A 17,715-nucleotide genomic window follows, 5' to 3' on the forward strand; every position below is an offset into this window, starting at 1 on the left:
ACCGACACGACCGACCGACTGAGAGACGATGATACGTGGCCGTGGGACGCGACGACGACGCCGACGAACGAGACGAACGCGCCGAGCGGTTCACCCACGACCGGGAGCGTCGCGAGTGCGAGTCGCGCGAGGCGGGCGCCGCCGCCGACGGCGAGGGTGAGGCCGAACGCGCGGCCGAACCGGGGGTCGCGGACGAGTTCGGCGACCACGGACGGGAGGCGGGCGTCCACGGCCCCCGTCCGGGCGAGGCCGACCAGCGTCGCCACCGAGAGGTAGCCGGCGACCAGTTCGAGGAGGGCGACGGCGGCGATGGCGGCCACCGCTCCGTAGTCCGGTGAGAGCGCGTAGTGACTCAGGTACGCCAGCGACGACGCGCCGCGGAGCATCCGGTCGAGGCCGACGACGGCGACGACGGCGGCCGCCGGGAGGTGGAGTACGCTCGTCGCGGTGGCGGCGCGGACGCCGTCGCCGGCGAGAGCGCGCCAGTCGTCGAACGCCGGGAGGCCCTCACCGCGCGCCCGCCGACGCGTCGTGCGGACGGCGTAGCCGAGGACGAGGAGTCCGACGATGGGCGCCGAGGCCGTCGCGAGGGTGACGAGCGTCCCCACGAGGAGCGTGTCTGTCCGGTCGGCGTCGAACGGTGCGCGGTCGGCGAGTGCGTCGAACATCGGTGAGCCGTCTGGCCCCGTCTCCCTACATATACCTTCAGGCGAGGAGACCCGAGTCAGCGAGTGTGCGGACCGGCCGCGTCGTGCCGCATCGAACGTGTGGTTCCGGCGCGGTCGGCGGTCCGAAACGACCGTTTTTAAGACCGGGCGGCCGGAATCACGGCACATGCAGAACCGTACCTACACGGCAGACGCGGCGCCCGGCGACAGCGTCACCGTCGCGGGGTGGGTCCACGAGGTGCGCGACCTCGGGGGCATCGCCTTCCTCATCCTGCGCGACAAGAGCGGCAAGATACAGATCAAACTCGAGAAGGACGAGATGGACGAGGACCTCGTCGAGACGGGCCTCGACGTCGCCCGCGAGAGCGTCGTCTCCGTCACGGGCGACGTGAAGGAGGAGCCTCGCGCGCCCACGGGCGTCGAAATCGTCCCTGAGAGCATCGACGTGATGGCCGAGGCGGACACGCAACTCCCCCTCGACCCCTCGGGAAAGGTCGACGCCGAACTCTCGACGCGACTCGACAACCGGACGCTCGACCTCCGAAAGGACGAGGTGAAGGCCATCTTCGAGATTCGGGCGGAGATTCTCCGCTCGGTCCGCGACGCCTTCCGCGGCCTCAACGCGACGGAGATCAACACGCCGAAGATAGTCGCCACCGGCACCGAGGGCGGCACGGAGCTGTTCCCCATCACGTACTTCGGCAAAGAGGCGTTCATGAACCAGTCGCCGCAGTTGTTCAAACAGCTCATGGTCGGCTCGGGTCTCGAACGCGTCTTCGAGGTGGGCCCCATCTTCCGCGCGGAGGAGCACAACACGCCGCGGCACCTGAACGAGGCCACGTCCATCGACTTCGAGTCGGCGTTTTACGACCACACGGAGGCGATGGACGCCTGCGAACACGTCGTCAAGGCCGCCTACGAGGGCGTCGCCGAGAACTGCGAACGCGAACTCGAACTGCTCGGTCTGGACGAGGAGTTCGAGGTGCCCGAGGGCGAGTTCCCGCGTCTCAGCTACGAGGAGGCCATCGAACGCGTCAACGCCACGGGCGCACTCGACGTGCAACTCGTGTGGGGCGACGACCTGTCCACCGAGGCGGAGCGAGCGCTCGGCGAGGACGTCGGCGAGCACTACTTCATCACCGACTGGCCCTCCGAGATAAAGCCGTTCTACATCAAGGACCACGACGACGACGAGCAGCTCTCGACGGGCTTCGACATGATGCACCCGCGGATGGAACTCGTCTCCGGCGGTCAGCGTGAACACCGCTACGACCACCTCGTGGCCGGCTTCGAACAGCAAGGGCTCGACCCCGACCAGTTCGAGTACTACACGAAGATGTTCAAGTACGGCATGCCTCCGCACGCGGGCTGGGGCCTCGGCGGCGAGCGTCTCGTGATGACGATGCTCGGACTCGACAACATCCGGGAAGCGGTGTTGTTCCCGCGAGACCGACAGCGGCTGTCGCCGTAGGCGACGCCGCGACGACGAGCGCGGGGGCCAGAAAAGCGAGCGAAGCGAGCTTTTCGTTGTTCCCGCGAGACCGGCAGCGTCTGAGCCCGGAGGGCGAAGACGTGGCGAGCCAACGAGAGGAGCGTCAGCGACTCTCGTCGGACCGGCAGCGACTCTCTCCGTAGGCGACGACGCAGTCACTCCTCGCGTTCTTTCGCAGCCTCGTCGACGAGACGGTTCGCCGTCTCGCGGAGTTCCCCCGTCATGTGGAGCCCTTGCGAGTCGAGGCGGCGGACGAGTTCTTTTGCCTCGTCGGGCGGCATCCCCTCGTGGACGGCGCGGACGACGACGCCGATGGTGCCCGTGACAGTGGCACCGAGGCTCTTTGCAACCATCCGTACTCGTCGGTCGTCAGAAACGACACCCCAAAACGAATCTTCACTTCTATACTCAAGACACGCAGCAATGATCGCTACATCGCCGTTCACTTCATTTTCGTCTAAAATGTCTTTGGCACTACTCGTGAACTGTATATCGCCAGATGTGGCTTCGTGAAACTTGATATCGCAATTTTCCAAGCCGTCCTCAAGTAGGAATTCATTGACCGCGGACGCGGCAGGCTCTGACGTGATTTCATCCTGCACTGGCTTCGGAATATGGATATCACCATAGAAGTGCCTTAGTAACTCCAACTCTCCGACGTTCCCCAACGAGATAAGCGTCGTCGCGTCCACGTAGATGTCCATCTACAGGTCCAGCGCCGTATCCGCGTCTCCCTCTATATCCTCGGGCTTCAACTGCGTCGTCAGATTCCGCTCGCGACATATCTCCAGCCACTCTGCCAGCGAGACACCGGCGACGCGGGCCGCCTGATTCACCGAAATCCCCCCCGACTGGTAACGCTCTGCGGCGATACGGACGCGTATCTGTTTCAAGCCCTCGTCCAGCGCCTTCCGAATCGTCGCGCTCTTGTCCTCGCCGAGGAGTTCGGCGACTTCCTCCAACTCGTCGCGTTCGTCGTCCGGGATTCTCGCGCTTATCGACGGCATGTATACGTTGTGTTACAGCGTATTCGTACTTGAACCTACGCCCCGTCCCCGAACGGCCGTGCCACCTTTCCCTGCACAGTCGAACCACCGACTGACATGGCCGACACCGACATCGACCTCATCGACGACGTCGTCGACGCGGCCGCGGACCGCGGCGACAACCTGGTGACGACGGAACTGACGGCGCTGGTCGAACGACACGACCCGGTCGCCATCGAATCCAACGCGTTCGGCGTCTCGGTCGACCGCCTCGTCGCGTACGCCGACGCGCTCCCGGAGGGCGGACACGAGGTGACTCCCGACGACGTCCGGGCCGCCGCCGCCGAAGCGGTCGAGAGCGAGTCGTGGGTCGGCGGCGGGAGGCTGTACGCCACCGGCGACGGCCACGTGAGCGTCTACCCGCGCGAGTGGCACGAAGCGCTGGCGGGTGAGGACGACGTCCGTCGGTTCGTCGAGACCATCATCGCCGAGGTGGGCGACTCGGAGGCGGCGTTCGGCGAGGGCGGCGGGCGCGGCCCCGGCGTTCCCGAGAACGTCCTGCTGAACGCGGTGACGGTCCTCGGCACGCCGACGTGGGAGGAGGCGAAGGCGCAACTCGAGAGCCTGCGCGACGACGACGTCGTCGCCGAACGCCTCGACCAACATCCCGACGCGCGGGTGGAACTGGTCGGCGTGGACCACGGCTAAGACGACAGTTCGGGCCTCGATAGCGGGCCTCGAATCGACCGGCGGGCGTGCGGTGAGCGCGTTCGTTTCCCCCACAGCGTTATCCCCCGCATCCCCGTGTACACGCGTATGCCTGACACGAAGCAGGGACGAGACAAACAGGCTCGCGACGCCGAGAAGCGCCGGCGCCGGCGGGACGTCGAAGAGTCGCTCGAACGCGGCGACGAGGAAGAACCGCCGCAGGAGGAGGCGCCGCGGACCTGCCATCGCCGCGACTGCAACGAACTCGCGGCGTTCCTCGTTCTGGAACGGTACCAGGAGGAGACCGGTCAGGGCGCCGTCGAGGCCGAAGCGTACCTGTGCCGGGCGCACACCGCAGAGGAGAGTCCGACCAACCTCGACGGCGTCTACGAGGACTACGTGTTCCGCGTCGAACCCATCGCCGAGGACCGTTCGGCGGACGAGACGTAAGCGACGCCGGAACGGACGAGCGGACCGATGACGACCGGTCGCGTGAGTGCGGTCAGACGCGCGGCGAAACCGCACCGGACATAACGGTCGGCGCGCCAACTGCGAGCATGACCGACGAGGCGACGGCGTTCGTCCCCGGGCACGTCACGGGCTTCTTCAGCGCCCACCCCCACGATGACCCGGCGGTGGCCGGGTCGCGGGGCGCGGGCGTCGCCCTCTCCCACGGGGTGCGCGTGACGGTGCGGCGAACCGACGCGACCGGCGGGCGGAGCGACGAGACGAGCGGAGAGACGGCGAGTGACGATTCGAGCGACGATGGTGAGACCGACGGCGGCACACCCGGACCGACGACTCTGGACGGAGACGCCGTCTCGATGCCGCCGGTGGACGCCGTCCGGCGGTCGCTGGGCGTCCCCGGCGCGGCGGTGCACGCGGAGACGCCGCTTCCCCTCGGCGCCGGGTTCGGCGTCAGCGGTGCGATGGCGCTGGGAACGGCCTACGCCGCCAACCGCGTCTTCGGCATCGGCCGGTCGGAGAACGAACTCGTCGGCGTCGCCCACTGCGCCGAGGTGGAGGCCGGCACGGGCCTCGGCGACGTGGTGGCGCAGGCCCGCGGCGGCCTGCCGATACGCCTCGAACCCGGCGCGCCGGGGCACGGCGCGATGGACGGCGTCCCGGCCCGCCCGCGGGTGGAGTACGTCACGTTCGGCGAGGTGTCGACCGAAGACGTGCTGTCGGGCGACACGACGCGCCTCACCGCCGCCGGAGAACGCGCCCTCTCAGACCTGCGAGCGGACCCGACGCCGGAGCGACTCGTGTCGCTCTCGCGGCGGTTCGCCCGCGAGGCGGGTCTGACGACCGACCGGGTCGCGGCCGTCGTCGCCGACGTGCGCGACGCGGGCGGCGACGCCTCGATGGCGATGCTCGGCGACACGGTGTTCGCGTTCGGGACGGCGCTGTCGGACGCCGGCTACGACCCCGAGGTGTGCGGCGTCCACCCCGCGGGGTCGAGTCTCGTCCCGGAGTAGCCGTCGGCACCCGCGTCGGCGGCACCCGGCGTCGGTCGGCGACGCCCCGCGGCGCATCGTCCCGTTTTTCTCGGCGGACCGCGCACGTTCGACCATGAGCGACATCGAGATTCCGGAGAGTCACCCGCGATACCTCTCGTTGCTCACGAGACACCGCATCGAGGAGGGCGTGGAGAAGGGCATCACCTCGAAGCAGGGCCTCATCGCCGAGGGCAGGGGCGAGGCGTTCGACTACCTCCTCGGCGAGGAGACCATCCCCTCGGCGGACGCCGCCGCACGCGCCGCGGCCGCCCGATTGCTCCTCGCCGAGCACCCGGTGCTCTCGGTCAACGGCAACGTCGCGGCACTCGTCCCCGGCGAGATGGTCGAACTCGCCGACGCCGTCGGCGCGGACCTCGAAGTGAACCTGTTCAACCGCACCGAGGAGCGACTCCGCGCCATCGCAGACCACCTGCGCGACCACGGAGCGAGCGAAGTGAAGGGGCTCACGGCCGACGGTCGCATCCCGGGCCTCGACCACGAACGCGCGAAGGTGGACGCCGACGGCATCGGGTCGGCGGACGTGGTCCTCGTCCCCCTCGAAGACGGCGACCGGGCGGAGGCGCTGGCGGCGATGGGGAAAGTCGAGATAGTCGTCGACCTCAACCCGATGTCTCGCTCGGCGCAGTCGGCGGCCGTCCCCATCGTCGACAACATCGTCCGCGCGGTGCCGAACGTCACCGCCCACGCCCGGGACCTGTCGGACGCCTCCCGCGAGGAACTGGAGCGAATCGTCGAGACGTTCGACCGCGAGGCCGCCTTGCGGGAGGCCGAAGCGGCGATTCGCGGCGGCGAGTTGGCGTAGTCTTCGGACCGTCTCGTCGGTGGTCGGTTCGGACGGGAACGGTCAGATTCGGCCGCCTCCTCGGATTCGGCCCGCATCCGAGACGACGCGGTGGAGGACGCCGACTAATCCGCCGAAGAACAGCGCCAACCCGCAGAGCAGGAACGGGAGTTCGACGAGACTCTGCAACGGTTCGCGACCGACGATGTCGAACCAACGCTGTGAGTGTACGGCGACGAGATAACCGAGAACGGTGATTCCGTACAGTTTGGCCAATTCGGGGTTCAGTGCGTATCGAAAGGAGTCTCCGGCGGGACCGTCGAGCATGGTCATCTGTCTGAAACGTAGTGGAAATGCCTTGTGATTAGTGAAGACGGTGGCTCCCGTTCACTCGAACCCGCTGACCAGCACGGCCAGCCACTGCGCCGGGTCGCGCCGGCGTCGGACCTCGACGCCGTCGACCCACTTTATCCACTGGAAGCCGCGCCTGTCGGGCGCGACGAGGCGGAGGGGGGAGCCGTGGCCGTGCGTGAGTCGTTCGCTGCCGACGTGCGTGGCGAGGAGCATCTCGCGGGCCTCGTCGAGGGGGAACGACCAGCGGTAGCCCGTCACCGAGTGGACCGTCACCCACGCGGCGTCGGCGTGCGGGCCCGCGGCGTCGAGGACGTCCCCGAGTCGGACGCCGCACCAGTCGCGTTCGGCGTACCACCCGCTGGTGCAGTCGAGGAGGACGCGCCGTTCCGTGTCGGCGGTCAGGTCCGCCGCGGAGAGCGAATGCGGGGACTCGACCAGGCCGCCGACGCGGAGTCGCCACGCCGCGGCGTCCACCGGGTCGGGGTCGTCGGCGACCCAACTCGTCACCGGGAAGGAGGCGTTGCCGTCGCCCACGTCTCCCTCGGGCGCGAGTCCGTCGTCCTCGACCGGTTTCGACCCCGTGAACCGTCGCACTCGGCCGCCGGTGTCGAAGGCGGCGACGACGAGTTCCTGCGCGCGCAGGAGGAGTGCGCCGCCGACGAGGAGCGTCCCGTACTGCAGGGCGGTCCGTCGGCCCTCGAAGTCCGCGCGCGCGGGCGTCCGAAATCGAGTGTAGAGGTGGCCGAGGACGAGGGGGACGAGGAGGAGTCCGAGGCCGACGTGGAGGTTCAGGAGGTTCCAGTAGGTGAGGACGCGGGCGTTGCCGCCGAGCGCCCACCACACCCCCGTGAGGAGGGCGGAGACGGCGACGACGGCGGTGAGGACGGAGAGGCCCGTCGCGCGGTCCCACAGGCGCGCGTCGGTGACGCGCCGGCGGACGCGACGGAACTTGTAGACGAGGAGGGCAGAGAGCGTGAGACCGACGACGGCGTGGAGTTCGAAGAGGGGCCAGTTCGCGGGCGCACCCGCGCCGAAACTGAGGACGCCGCTCCCCACCTCGAACAGGACGCACGCGAGGATGGACCAGTCGACGAGTCGCGGCGACGGTTCGACCCTCGCGAGGAGTCGACGGAGGCGAGCGAACGGACCCGTGCGCCGGTCTGCCATGGCGTCGCTAGGGAGTCGGAGAGAAAGAAGGCGTCGCCAGTGCGGGGCGGCGTCCCGCTATCGGTCGTACCGCGAGCGAGGCCGTCAGGCCGAGTCTCGCGGAACCTTTTTGGTCCAGCTTTTTGCAACGAGCGGTCGCGCGAAGTGCGACCCGAGTCTGCAGGAAGGTGGCTAGTCGTCGGCCGGGGCCGCGTCGCCGCGAAGCGCGTCCGGCAGGTCCGCGGGGAGTCGGTCCCTGTCGTGCGACTCGAAGAAGTCGATGTCGGGGCCGGTGGGGACGAGACGCGAGGGGTTCACGTCGCCGTGACTCTCGTAGTAGTGGCGCGTGATGTGGTCGAGGTTGATGGTCTCGGCGACGCCGGGCAGTTGCGCCAGTTCCTTCGTGTAGTTCCAGAGGTTCGGGTACTCGTGTATCGCCCGCCGGTTACACTTGAAGTGCGTGTGGTAGACGTGGTCGAATCGAATCAGCGTGGCGAACATCGCCACGTCCGCCTCCGTCGGGGCGTCGCCCGCGAGGAACCGCCGGTCGTCGAGGACCGACTCCCAGCGGTCGAGGGCGTCGAACAGTTCGTCCACCGCCTCGTCGTAGGCGGCCTGAGAGCCGGCGAATCCGGCGCGGTAGACGCCGTTGTTTATCGGCTCGTAGATGTCGTCGAGAATCTCCTCGACCGCCTCGCGAGAGCCCTCGGGCCAGAGGTCCACGTCGTGCTTCGCGTGTGCCTCGAACTCGGTGTTCAACATCCGCATTATCTCGCGAGACTCGTTGTTGACGATGGTCTCCGTCTCCGTGTCCCAGAGGACGGGCACGGTGACTCGCCCCGTGAAGTCGTCGTCCGCGCGTGTGTAGACGTCGCGGAGGTAGTCCTCGCCGTAGAGGGGGTCGGGGTACTCCGCGGAGAACTCCCAGCCGTCGTCGATGCGGACCGGTTCGACGACGGACAGCGAGATTGCGTCCTCCAGTCCCTTCAGGCGGCGCGTCATCGCCGCGCGGTGCGCCCACGGACACGCCCGCGAGATGTAGAGGTGGTAGCGACCCGCCTCGGCCGGGAACTCGGCGTCTTCGTCCTCCTGTATCCAGTCGCGGAACGACGTCTCCTGCCGGTCGAACTCCCCCTCCTCGTTCGTCGATTCGTACGCGTCCGTCCGCCACTCGCCGTCGACGAGCATGTTCATCGGTCGATTCCCCCACTGGTGAGTCGTCGCGTCATCGTCTCCGATTAGCGACGTGAACCAGTAAGTCGTTCGGCGCGCGGACGCGGCGGACACACGACCCCGCCACCCTCGCGCGCCGAAACTGTTTAGTAGTCAGTAATAACACTAAGTGGTATGTCCGAATTCGGCGGATTCGCGGACGTCAGCGAAGCACAGGTGACGCGCGCCATCGCCTCCGACTGGTCCGAGGAGTTCCTGGACCGCGTCGACACGGAGGTCATCGTCGTCGGCGGCGGCCCGTCGGGGCTGATGGCGGCGAAGGAACTCGCCGAACGCGACGTGGACGTGACCATCGTCGAGAAGAACAACTACCTCGGCGGCGGCTTCTGGCTCGGCGGGTTCCTGATGAACAAGGTGACGGTACGCGACCCGGCACAACAGGTACTGGACGAACTGGGCGTCCCCCACGAGGAGTCCGACGAGGCACCCGGTCTGTACGTCGCGGACGGCCCGCACGCCTGTTCGGCGCTGATTCAGGCCGCCTGCGACGCCGGCGCGACGGTCCAGAACATGACCGAGTTCACGGACGTGGTGGTCCGCGAGGACCACCGCGTCGGCGGCGTCGTCCTCAACTGGACGCCGGTTCACGCGCTCCCGCGCGAACTCACCTGCGTGGACCCCGTCGCCGTCGAGTCCGAGATGGTGCTGGACGCGACGGGCCACGACGCCGTCGTCGTCTCGAAACTGTCCGAACGGGGCGTCCTCGACGCCCCGGGCATCGAACACGCCGCCGAACACAACACCGGGATGGACGAGACGGACGACGACGAGTACGGCGCGCCCGGCCACGACTCGCCCGGCCACGACTCGATGTGGGTCGGCGAGTCCGAGGACGCGGTGGTCGAACACACGGGCGTCGTCCACCCCGCGTCGCCGCCTCGGGGATGGCCGTCGCCACCGTCCACGGCCTGCCGCGCATGGGACCGACGTTCGGCGCGATGCTCGTCTCCGGCAAGCGCGCCGCGCAGTCGATTCTGGACGAACTCGGCCGCGACGCGCCGGCGGTGGAGTTCTCGACGCCGCGCCCGCGGACGACTGACACTCGACGGCGCCACGCCACCGGCAAACGTCGCGGACGGCCGTCGCGGACGACCGCCCCCGCGTCCACCGGCCCGTCGGTCACTCCACGGCGATACCGCCCTTCATCCCGAGCGAGAGGTGCGGTTCGCAGTGGTACAGCGCGACACCGGCACGGTCCATCGTCTGCGTGAACTTCACGCCCTCGCCGCCCTCCGCCTCGCCCGAACTGAACTCGTAGTCCGACTCGCCGATCTGTTCGGCCCGTTCAGCCTCGACGTTGTGCGGGTTCCCCCGACCGGTCCACGAGAACTCGACCGTCGTCCCCGTCGAGACGAGGAGCGCCGGCGGGTCGAAGACGAAGTAGCCGCCGTTGCCCTCGGCACCGACCGCCACGGTGACCGTGTCGCTCCCCGTTCGGTCCGTCACCTGACCGTCGTAGCTGTCGGTCGCGGCACCCACCTCCGTCTCGGTCAGCCACTCGTCCATCGCCGGGTAGTCGCTCCCCGACACGCCGCCGTCGCCCCCGCCGGCACAGCCGGCGACCCCAACGGCCGTCGCGACGCCGACCCCTCTGAGCACCGCCCGCCGCGTGCTTGTTAACATACAGTTAGTGATAGGCCGCTGTCGAGTATAGTGGTACTGGTTCGCACGGTTGTAGAGTGCGCGCCCGGGGAGGCCCGCAGTCGGGGCCGGGCGGACCTACTCGCGAACCCGTCCGCCGGATACCCGAGCGAACCCGAGCGCTCGCGTCTCGTGGCGGACGTCCTCGCAGACCGCGTCGAGTTCGCGGTGGGCGGCGACCAGTCTGGCGTCGAGCGTCGCCGTCGGCGACTGCGCCAACTGGCTCCGCGTCCCCGGCGGCGACGACGCGCGGACGATACCCCTGAACAGGGCGTTGAGCGGTCTGAACGGCGTCCGCGTCGTCCGGCCGAGGTCCGCGAGGGCGAGGCGGCCGCCCGGCCCGGCGAGTTCACCCCACGTCCGCACCGCGGCGGCGGGGTCCGCCAGCATCCCCGAGACGAACGTCGCGAGGACGGCGTCGGCGTCCGCGATGGGCGGGCGGGTGGCGTCGCCGCGGACGACGTGGACGTTCTCCCACGCGTCCGCTCTGTCGCGGGCGACTTCGAGGACGCCGGGCGTGAAGTCCACGCCGACGACGGTTCCCGCGGGGCCGACTCGCTCTCGGAGGTACGGGAAGTTCGCGCCCGTCCCGCACCCCATCTCGACGACGGTGTCGCCGGGTGCGGGGTCGAGTGCGTCGGCGACGGACTCGCGGAGACCCCCCACACCCGGCGTCCGTCTGGCTATCCGGTCGTACAGGGCCGCGTATCGGGTGTAGAACTCCTGCGTGGCGGTGACGCCGTCCGCCATCGTCAGTCGGTGAGGAGGGTCCGGACGGCGCGGGCCACCGTCGGTGCGTCCGGGCCGAGGACGTAGGTGATGGCCTCGATGCCGTACGCGCCGGTCTGGTAGAGGACGAACGTGTCCGTCAGGTCGTCGCGGCCCTCGAGGGCGGCGACGATGGGGTCCTCGGGCGCGTCGGGGTCGAACTCCAGCGTGTCGTACCCGGCGGCTTCGAGGGCATCGACGAGGTCCGGGTCGTAGCGGACGTTGACGGCGCCGTGGACGTCTCGGCCCGCCGCACGCGCGGAGAGGAGGACGGAGGCGACGTGCTCGCTCACCCCGAACTCGGGGTCGGAGGGGACCGTCGCCTTCCCCTTCACGTCGAAGATGCGGCCGGGGATGGCCGCGACGTCCTCGATGTCGTCGGCCTCCGGGAGGCACTCCGCGAGGTTCGAGCCCACGTTCGGGATGAGGCCGGCGAACCCGCTGGCGTTCGTCAGCGTCCGGAGGCCGCGCCGGACCGACGACCGGACGCGTTCGGCCGTCCGAAGGGTGCTGTCGGGGTCGTGGACGCTCAGCGCGCCGTCGTACTCGGCGAGTGCGGGCATCTGTTCCTCGTGCAGGGTCGCCAGCAGGTCGCCCTCCTCCAGGCGGCGGACGAGCACTTCCGCCTCGACGAGTGCCTGCACGGGCGCATGTCGCCAGTCGAGAGCCCCTCCGCGACGCGTTCGACGAGTTCCCGCACGCGGTCGTCTTCGAGGAACAGGTCGTTGCGGCTCACCTCGCCGTGGGCGTACTTCGAGACGGCCGACTGGCTGATGCCGAGGGCGTCGGCGACTTCGCGCTGGGTGAACCCGCGTTCGCGCAACTCCTCGGCGAGCATCGAGCGAAACGTCGGGAGGAACTCCTCGACGACGATCTCCTCGATGAAGCGCATCAGTCGGTCCCCCCGTCGGGTCCGGACTCACGTTCGGCGTCCGCCGCGTCGGCGCGGGCCGCGGCGAACTCGGGGTCGTGGCCGATACGCGAGGCCTGCGGGCCCTCCTGGTCCTGGTACTTCGAGCCGCGTTCGACGCCGTACGGCCGGTCGGCGGGCTGTTTCAGTTCGGTGAAGACGAGTTGCGAGACGCGCATCCCCGGCGAGAGAGCGACGGGCGCGGTGCCGAGGTTCGACAGTTCGAGCGTTATCTGTCCGTGGTACCCCGGATCGACGATGCCCGCCGTGGCGTGGATGACGATGGCGAGACGGCCGAGCGACGACCGGCCCTCGACGGTGGCCAGGAGGTCCGGCGGAATCTCGACCCGCTCTTTCGTCGTCCCGAGGACGAAGTCGCCGGGGTGGAGGATGAACTCGTCGCCCTCCTCGACGTGCGTCTCGCGGACGTACTTCGACACCTCCTCCTCGCGGTTGGGGTGGATGCACGAGATGTTCGTCCGCTGGAACTCCAGAAACTCCTCGCCGAGTCGGAGGTCGATGCTCGCCGGTTGGACCTGCATGTCGAGGTCGTCCAGCGGTTCGACCACGAGGTCACCCTCGCCCAGTCGTTCGAGGATGTCCGCGTCGGACAGTATCATGTTCGGGGAGGCGCGTTCGGACGACGTAAAGCCACTCCTCTCGGCCGGACGCCGGTGTGACCGATTCGGCTTAATTTCCGGTACGACGGGCATAAGAACTTCCCCCGCCCCGGGCGAACCGAGCAGTGATGTGGTCGCTCTCGTCCTCGTCGTCGGTGGAGCGCTCTCGCCTCGGGTGGTGGGCGTACGTCCTCGGACTCGGCCTCGTCCTCGCGTTCGTCGTCTACTCGTTCGTCGGCACGTTCGTGCTGGGCGTCTTCGCCTACTACGCGGCGCGACCGCTGTACGACCGAATCAGCCGCGTGACCGACTCGGACGGCATCACCGCGGCCGCGACGATGCTCGGGTTCGTCCTCCCCGTCCTCGCGTTGCTCGTGTACGCCGGCGTCCACACGGCGACGAGCCTGCAGGCGACGCTCGGGAGCGTGCCGCCGCCGGTCCAGTCGCTCGTCACCCGGTTCACCGGCGTCCAGTCGATGCCGCAGGCGCAGTGGGAGACGCTCTCGACGCTCGTCACGAACCCGCCGCAGTCGCTCAGTCTGAACCAGCAGTCCATCACGTCGCTCGTCGGGCGGGCGGCGAGCGTCCTCGGAACCGTCCTGAACGGCCTGCTGCACCTGACGCTCGCGCTGGCGATGGGGTTCTACCTCCTGCGCGACGACGACAGCATCGCCGCGTGGTTCCACTCGAACGTCGCCGAACGGGACTCGCCGACCGGCCAGTACGCGGCGGCGGTGGACGACGACCTAGAGTCGCTCTACTTCGGAAACGTGCTGTTCGTCGCCACGATGGCCGTCATCGCCGCCGCCGTCTACCTCGGGACGAACGCCGTCGCTCCGTCGGGGCTGTCGGTCCCCATGCCGCTGGTACTCGCGGTGCTCTCGGGGGGTGTCGAGCCTCATCCCCCTCGTCGTGAGCAAACTCGTCTACGTCCCCATCACGGCGTACCTCGCCGTCAGCGCCGTGGGAACGTCGCCGAACCACTACCTGTTCGTCGGCGGGTTCTTCGTCGTCTGTCTCGTCGTCTTGGACCTCCTCCCGCAGGCGTCATCCAGCCGTACGTCACGGGGCGGCAGTTGCATCCGGGGCTCCTGCTGTTCGCCTACATCCTCGGCCCCGTCGTCTGGGGCTGGTACGGGTTCTTCCTGCTCCCCCTCGTCGTCGTCCTCGTCATCGAGGTGGTGCGCGTCACGTTCACCGACCTCGTCCACGGCGACTCGCTGACGCCGAAGGTGGAGTCGGCGGCGTCGCTCGGGTCGAGCGAACCGGAAGTGGCCGGCGACGGCGGGAGCGACGGTGGCGACGACGCGGACGCCGCCTCCGACGTTGCGGGCGACGAGGGACAGTGACTCGGCAGTGATTTATCCGTGGACGGGAGATGCGGCCGTATGAAGCAGGCCATCGTCGCGCGGGCCGACCTCGGGATGAGTCGCGGGAAACTCGCCGCACAGGTCGCCCACGCGAGTCTCTCGGCGTTCGAGGACGCCGACCGCACGGCGCGGACGGAGTGGAAGGGGTCCGGTCAGAAGAAGGTCGTCCTGAAGGCGAACGGCGAGGAGACGCTGTTCCGCCTGGCGGACGAGGCCGAACGCCGGGGCCTCCCGCACGCCGTCGTCCGCGACGCCGGACACACGCAACTGGACCCGGGGACCGTCACCTGCCTCGCCGTCGGCCCGGGGCGCGACGACCTCGTGGACGAGGTGACCGGGGACCTCTCTCTCTACTGACCGCGGAAGCGCCGCAGGGCCCCGAACGGTCGCACTCGCGGGCGTCGTCGGCCGAACGACTTACATCGGGTGACTGCCGATGTGCCGACGATGAAGGATTTCGCCGCCTCCGAGACGGGCCAGACGATTCTCCAGGTGCTGGAGAACGTCAACGACGTCATCACGGTCCGAGACGCGGGGACCGGCGAAACGCTCGCAGTCAGCGGTGCCGTCGAGGAGATGTACGGCTACACGCCCGCGGAGTTCCGCGAACTCTCCATCGCCGACTACAGCGCGGGCCCGCCGAAGTACACCGAAGAGCGGGCGAAAGAACTGATTTCGGAGGCGCGCGAGACGGGAGAGACGAGTTTCGAGTGGAAGGCCGAACGCGCCGACGGCAGCGAATTCTGGACCGAGATAAACATCTCGCGGACCGAACTCGACGGGCGGCCCGTCCTCGTGAACGTCGTCCGCGACATCACCGAGCGAAAGGTGCGCGAACTCGAACTCGAACGGCGCGACCGCCTCATCTCGCTCATCTCCGACCCGGTGTTCACGTTCGACGAGAACGACGAGATAGACTACGTGAACGACGCGACGCTTCGACTCACGGGACACTCACGCGAGGAGTTGCTCGGGTCGCATCCGCGGGAGGTGGCCGCTTCCGGGGACCAGTCGATGGAGCACCTCGAGGCGATTCACGACCTCGTCGACTCCGAGGACGAGTCGATTCGACTCGAAGGCACCATCACCCGCGAGGACGGCAGCGAACGGACCATCGAGTCGCACATGGCGCTGTTGCCGCCGAACGAGGACGGGTCGTTCGGCGGCGCGGTGGGCGTCGCCCGCGACATCACGCGTCGGAAGCGCCGCGAGGAGAAACTCGAGCGGTTCGCGAGCGTCCTCAGTCACGACCTGAAGAACCCGCTGAACGCCGCGATGGCGCAGTTGACGCTCCTCCGCGAGGTCGAGGGCTGTGACAACGAGTACGTCGATACGGTCGAAGACCTCACCGACCGGATGGCCGAGATAATCGACGACGTCCTGACGCTCACGCGGGAGGGCAAGTACGTCACCGACCCCGAGCGGTTCCCCCTGGACGACGTCGTCGCGGAGGCGTGGAACACGGTGACAGCCGAGGCGGCGACGCTCGCCGCGGACGGGGAGTTGGGGACCGTCGAGGGCGACAGACAGCGCGTCCGCCGCCTGCTGGAGAACCTGTTCAGCAACGCCACCCGGCACGGGGGCGACGACGTGACCGTCACCGTCGACCCCCTGCCGGACGGGTTCGCCGTCGCCGACGACGGCCCGGGCATCCCCGCCGAGGAACGCGACGACGTGTTCGAGTACGGCTACTCGACGGCCGACGACGGGACGGGGTTCGGACTCAACATCGTCGCCGAGATAGCGGACGCCCACGACTGGAACGTCGTCGCCGCCGAGAGCGAGTCCGGCGGTGCGCGCTTCGAGATTACCGGCGTGAACGGCGGAACACCGCCGGAGTGACGGGCGACGGCGGCGGACCCACGTCCGCGTGACGGCCGAACCGGAGAGGGCTTATCCGCGCGGCGAGAACGCCGGACAGACCACGACCGACATGCGCGACGCACACTCACTCGAACGGCGCGTCGGTATCGACCACTACGTCAGCGACGCGGAGGGGACGGGCGGCCGCCTCCGGGTCGCCCCGGAGGACTTCCGGGTGCGCGAGGTGGAGGCGATGGACCCCGTCGACGTGGACGAAGACCCCGGCGACTACCCGAACCTCCTCCTCCGCGTGACGCTCCGCGGGTGGGACACGAACGACTTCGCGCGCCGCCTCTCGGACGCCCTCGGCGTCAGCAGAGAGCGCGTCGCGTGGGCCGGCACGAAGGACAAGTACGCCGTCACGACGCAGTTGTTCTCGGTGCGTGACGTCTCGCCCGAGGCCGTCCCCGACATCTCGGACGCCGACGTCGAAGTCGTCGGCCGCATCGGCCGCGACCTGGGCTTCGGTGACCTCGCGGGCAACGACTTCGACGTGCGCGTCCGCGACGCCGACGCCCCGGAGAACGCCGCGGCCGTCACCGCCGAGTTGGGGGCGTTCCTGACGGGCGAGGAACCGGCGGGCGGCGAGGGCGACGCCGACGGCGACACAGCGACCGACGGCCCCGTCCCGGTGGCCGTCCCGAACTACTTCGGCCACCAGCGGTTCGGCAGTCGCCGCCCGGTCACGCACGAGGTGGGCCTGCACGTCGTCCGCGGCGAGTGGCGCGAGGCGGTGCTCTCGTACGTCGCAACCCCGCCGACGCCGAACCCGAGGGGACGCAGGCGGCCCGCCGGTTCGTGGACGAACAGGCCGACTCGCCGGACCCCGACTGGCACGCCGCCCTCGACGAGATGCCGCACCGCCTGCGCTACGAACGGTCGATGCTGCACCGACTCGCCGACGAGGGCGACGAGACGGACGAGGACTGGCGGCACGCCCTCGAAGCCGTCCCCCGGAACCTCCAGCGACTGTTCGTCAACGCCGCGCAGTCGTACGCGTTCAACCGCATCCTCTCGGAACGCCTCGAACGCGGCCTGCCGCTCACCCGCCCCGTCGAGGGCGACGTCGTCTGCTTCGCCGACCGGGACGCACCCGAGAGACTGTCCCGCGCCGACCCCGACCGGACGCAGGTGGCGACGGGCCGCCGCGTCGAGGTGATGGCCCGCCACTGTGAACGCGGCCGCGCGTTCGTCACCGCGCCCCTCGTCGGCACCGACACCGAGTTGGCCGAGGGCGAGGCGGGCGAGGTCGAACGCGCCGTGCTGGACGAGTTGGACCTCGCCCCGTCGGACTTCGACCTGCCGGGCGAGTTCGACTCCTCGGGGACGCGCCGGGCGGTCCTCCTCCGGACGGACGTGGAGACGGCGGTGGACGCCGACGACGACGCCTACGAACTCTCCTTCTCGCTCCCGTCGGGGTCGTACGCCACGGTGCTCCTGCGGGAGTACCTGAAGACGACGCCGCAGGACCTCTGAGCGGGCCGCCGCGTCCGCAACCGGCGGCCCGCTCCGACCGCCGACCCGTCGCTCGGCCCCCGACCGCCGCCCTATCGCTCGACGCTCCCGACGCCGACGAGGGCGAACGGGACGGCGGCGACGACGAGGCCGAACGCGACGAGGGCGACGAAGACGACGGCGACGGCGTACAGCGACCC

Annotated in this window: 17 protein-coding genes and 3 pseudogenes; 10 read left to right on the forward strand and 10 right to left on the reverse strand. The window is 69.3% G+C overall.

Going from position 1 to position 17,715, the window contains the following annotated elements; all coding sequences use genetic code 11:
• On the reverse strand, positions 1 to 668 hold a 668-nt coding region (locus GJ632_RS09080; RefSeq protein WP_191452740.1), incomplete at its 3' end, for a DUF4013 domain-containing protein.
• A gap of 166 nt (positions 669 to 834) precedes the next feature.
• Here GJ632_RS09080 and aspS point away from each other — a divergent pair.
• Entirely contained in the window at positions 835 to 2,139 is a 1,305-nt protein-coding gene (gene aspS, locus GJ632_RS09085) for an aspartate--tRNA(Asn) ligase (protein ID WP_089804998.1), read from the forward strand.
• Between the two features lie 176 nt (positions 2,140 to 2,315).
• Here the strand turns inward: aspS and GJ632_RS09090 are convergent, their stop codons facing one another.
• Together GJ632_RS09090 and GJ632_RS09095 are read right to left on the reverse strand one after the other, a co-directional pair.
• Positions 2,316 to 2,864 (reverse strand): PIN domain-containing protein, encoded by a 549-nt coding sequence (locus GJ632_RS09090; protein ID WP_191452741.1) that lies wholly within the window; start codon positions 2,862 to 2,864, stop codon positions 2,316 to 2,318.
• On the reverse strand, positions 2,865 to 3,167 hold the full coding sequence (locus GJ632_RS09095; RefSeq protein ID WP_191452742.1) for a UPF0175 family protein: 303 nt from the start codon (positions 3,165 to 3,167) through the stop codon (positions 2,865 to 2,867).
• A 96-nt stretch (positions 3,168 to 3,263) separates the two neighbouring features.
• Between GJ632_RS09095 and GJ632_RS09100 the strand changes: the two genes are divergently transcribed.
• The 4 genes from GJ632_RS09100 (at position 3,264) to GJ632_RS09115 (ending at position 6,176) form a co-directional block, all read left to right on the forward strand.
• The gene (locus tag GJ632_RS09100; RefSeq protein WP_191452743.1) at positions 3,264 to 3,854 is read left to right on the forward strand and encodes a hypothetical protein; all 591 of its coding nucleotides are present in this window, start codon (positions 3,264 to 3,266) and stop codon (positions 3,852 to 3,854) included.
• Positions 3,855 to 3,962: 108 nt separating this feature from the next.
• Positions 3,963 to 4,304 (forward strand): hypothetical protein, encoded by a 342-nt coding sequence (locus GJ632_RS09105; protein ID WP_191452744.1) that lies wholly within the window; start codon positions 3,963 to 3,965, stop codon positions 4,302 to 4,304.
• A 107-nt stretch (positions 4,305 to 4,411) separates the two neighbouring features.
• On the forward strand, positions 4,412 to 5,332 hold the full coding sequence (locus GJ632_RS09110) for a pantoate kinase (protein WP_191452745.1): 921 nt from the start codon (positions 4,412 to 4,414) through the stop codon (positions 5,330 to 5,332).
• Between the two features lie 94 nt (positions 5,333 to 5,426).
• Positions 5,427 to 6,176 (forward strand): 4-phosphopantoate--beta-alanine ligase, encoded by a 750-nt coding sequence (locus GJ632_RS09115; RefSeq protein ID WP_191452746.1) that lies wholly within the window; start codon positions 5,427 to 5,429, stop codon positions 6,174 to 6,176.
• Between the two features lie 42 nt (positions 6,177 to 6,218).
• On the opposite strand, the gene GJ632_RS09120 is transcribed toward GJ632_RS09115, so the two are convergent.
• The 3 genes from GJ632_RS09120 to GJ632_RS09130 form a co-directional block, all read right to left on the reverse strand.
• Complete coding sequence (locus GJ632_RS09120) at positions 6,219 to 6,482, reverse strand: hypothetical protein (protein ID WP_089807010.1); 264 nt, start codon at positions 6,480 to 6,482, stop codon at positions 6,219 to 6,221.
• A 60-nt stretch (positions 6,483 to 6,542) separates the two neighbouring features.
• Positions 6,543 to 7,676: a molybdopterin-dependent oxidoreductase gene (locus tag GJ632_RS09125; RefSeq protein WP_191452747.1), complete on the reverse strand. Its 1,134-nt coding sequence runs from the start codon at positions 7,674 to 7,676 to the stop codon at positions 6,543 to 6,545.
• A gap of 171 nt (positions 7,677 to 7,847) precedes the next feature.
• On the reverse strand, positions 7,848 to 8,849 hold the full coding sequence (locus tag GJ632_RS09130) for a glutathione S-transferase family protein (protein ID WP_191452748.1): 1,002 nt from the start codon (positions 8,847 to 8,849) through the stop codon (positions 7,848 to 7,850).
• 153 nt (positions 8,850 to 9,002) lie between these two features.
• Here GJ632_RS09130 and GJ632_RS09135 point away from each other — a divergent pair.
• Positions 9,003 to 9,916 (forward strand): annotated as a pseudogene (locus GJ632_RS09135) (sulfide-dependent adenosine diphosphate thiazole synthase); the annotation flags it as partial.
• 91 nt (positions 9,917 to 10,007) lie between these two features.
• Here the strand turns inward: GJ632_RS09135 and GJ632_RS09140 are convergent.
• The 4 genes and pseudogenes from GJ632_RS09140 to dcd all read right to left on the reverse strand — a co-directional run bounded on the left by GJ632_RS09140 (position 10,008) and on the right by dcd (position 12,827).
• The gene (locus GJ632_RS09140; protein ID WP_191452749.1) at positions 10,008 to 10,511 is read right to left on the reverse strand and encodes a halocyanin domain-containing protein; all 504 of its coding nucleotides are present in this window, start codon (positions 10,509 to 10,511) and stop codon (positions 10,008 to 10,010) included.
• Positions 10,512 to 10,607: 96 nt separating this feature from the next.
• Positions 10,608 to 11,279, reverse strand: a complete 672-nt coding sequence (locus GJ632_RS09145; protein WP_191452750.1) for a class I SAM-dependent methyltransferase — start codon at positions 11,277 to 11,279, stop codon at positions 10,608 to 10,610.
• A gap of 2 nt (positions 11,280 to 11,281) precedes the next feature.
• Positions 11,282 to 12,189: pseudogene (locus GJ632_RS09150) on the reverse strand (thiamine-phosphate synthase family protein).
• Positions 12,189 to 12,827 (reverse strand): dCTP deaminase, encoded by a 639-nt coding sequence (dcd, locus tag GJ632_RS09155; protein ID WP_089804972.1) that lies wholly within the window; start codon positions 12,825 to 12,827, stop codon positions 12,189 to 12,191. Before dcd ends, GJ632_RS09150 begins: the two are co-directional and overlap by 1 nt.
• A 128-nt stretch (positions 12,828 to 12,955) precedes the next feature.
• Here dcd and GJ632_RS09160 point away from each other — a divergent pair, with 128 nt between their 5' ends.
• The 4 genes and pseudogenes from GJ632_RS09160 to truD all read left to right on the forward strand — a co-directional run bounded on the left by GJ632_RS09160 (position 12,956) and on the right by truD (position 17,536).
• Positions 12,956 to 14,176 carry an AI-2E family transporter gene (locus tag GJ632_RS09160; RefSeq protein ID WP_191452751.1) on the forward strand — a complete coding sequence of 407 codons (1,221 nt, stop codon included), beginning with the start codon at positions 12,956 to 12,958 and terminating at the stop codon, positions 14,174 to 14,176.
• Positions 14,177 to 14,215: 39 nt separating this feature from the next.
• The gene (gene pth2 / locus GJ632_RS09165) at positions 14,216 to 14,554 is read left to right on the forward strand and encodes a peptidyl-tRNA hydrolase Pth2 (protein WP_191452752.1); all 339 of its coding nucleotides are present in this window, start codon (positions 14,216 to 14,218) and stop codon (positions 14,552 to 14,554) included.
• Between the two features lie 90 nt (positions 14,555 to 14,644).
• Positions 14,645 to 16,039, forward strand: coding sequence for a PAS domain-containing sensor histidine kinase (locus GJ632_RS09170; protein ID WP_191452753.1), 1,395 nt, complete (start codon positions 14,645 to 14,647; stop codon positions 16,037 to 16,039).
• Between the two features lie 91 nt (positions 16,040 to 16,130).
• Positions 16,131 to 17,536: pseudogene (gene truD, locus GJ632_RS09175) on the forward strand (tRNA pseudouridine(13) synthase TruD).
• Positions 17,537 to 17,715 lie beyond the last annotated feature (179 nt).

Origin of the sequence: Halogeometricum sp. CBA1124, from assembly GCF_009741955.1 — an archaeon.
In the GTDB taxonomy this organism is placed as follows: domain Archaea; phylum Halobacteriota; class Halobacteria; order Halobacteriales; family Haloferacaceae; genus Halogeometricum; species Halogeometricum rufum.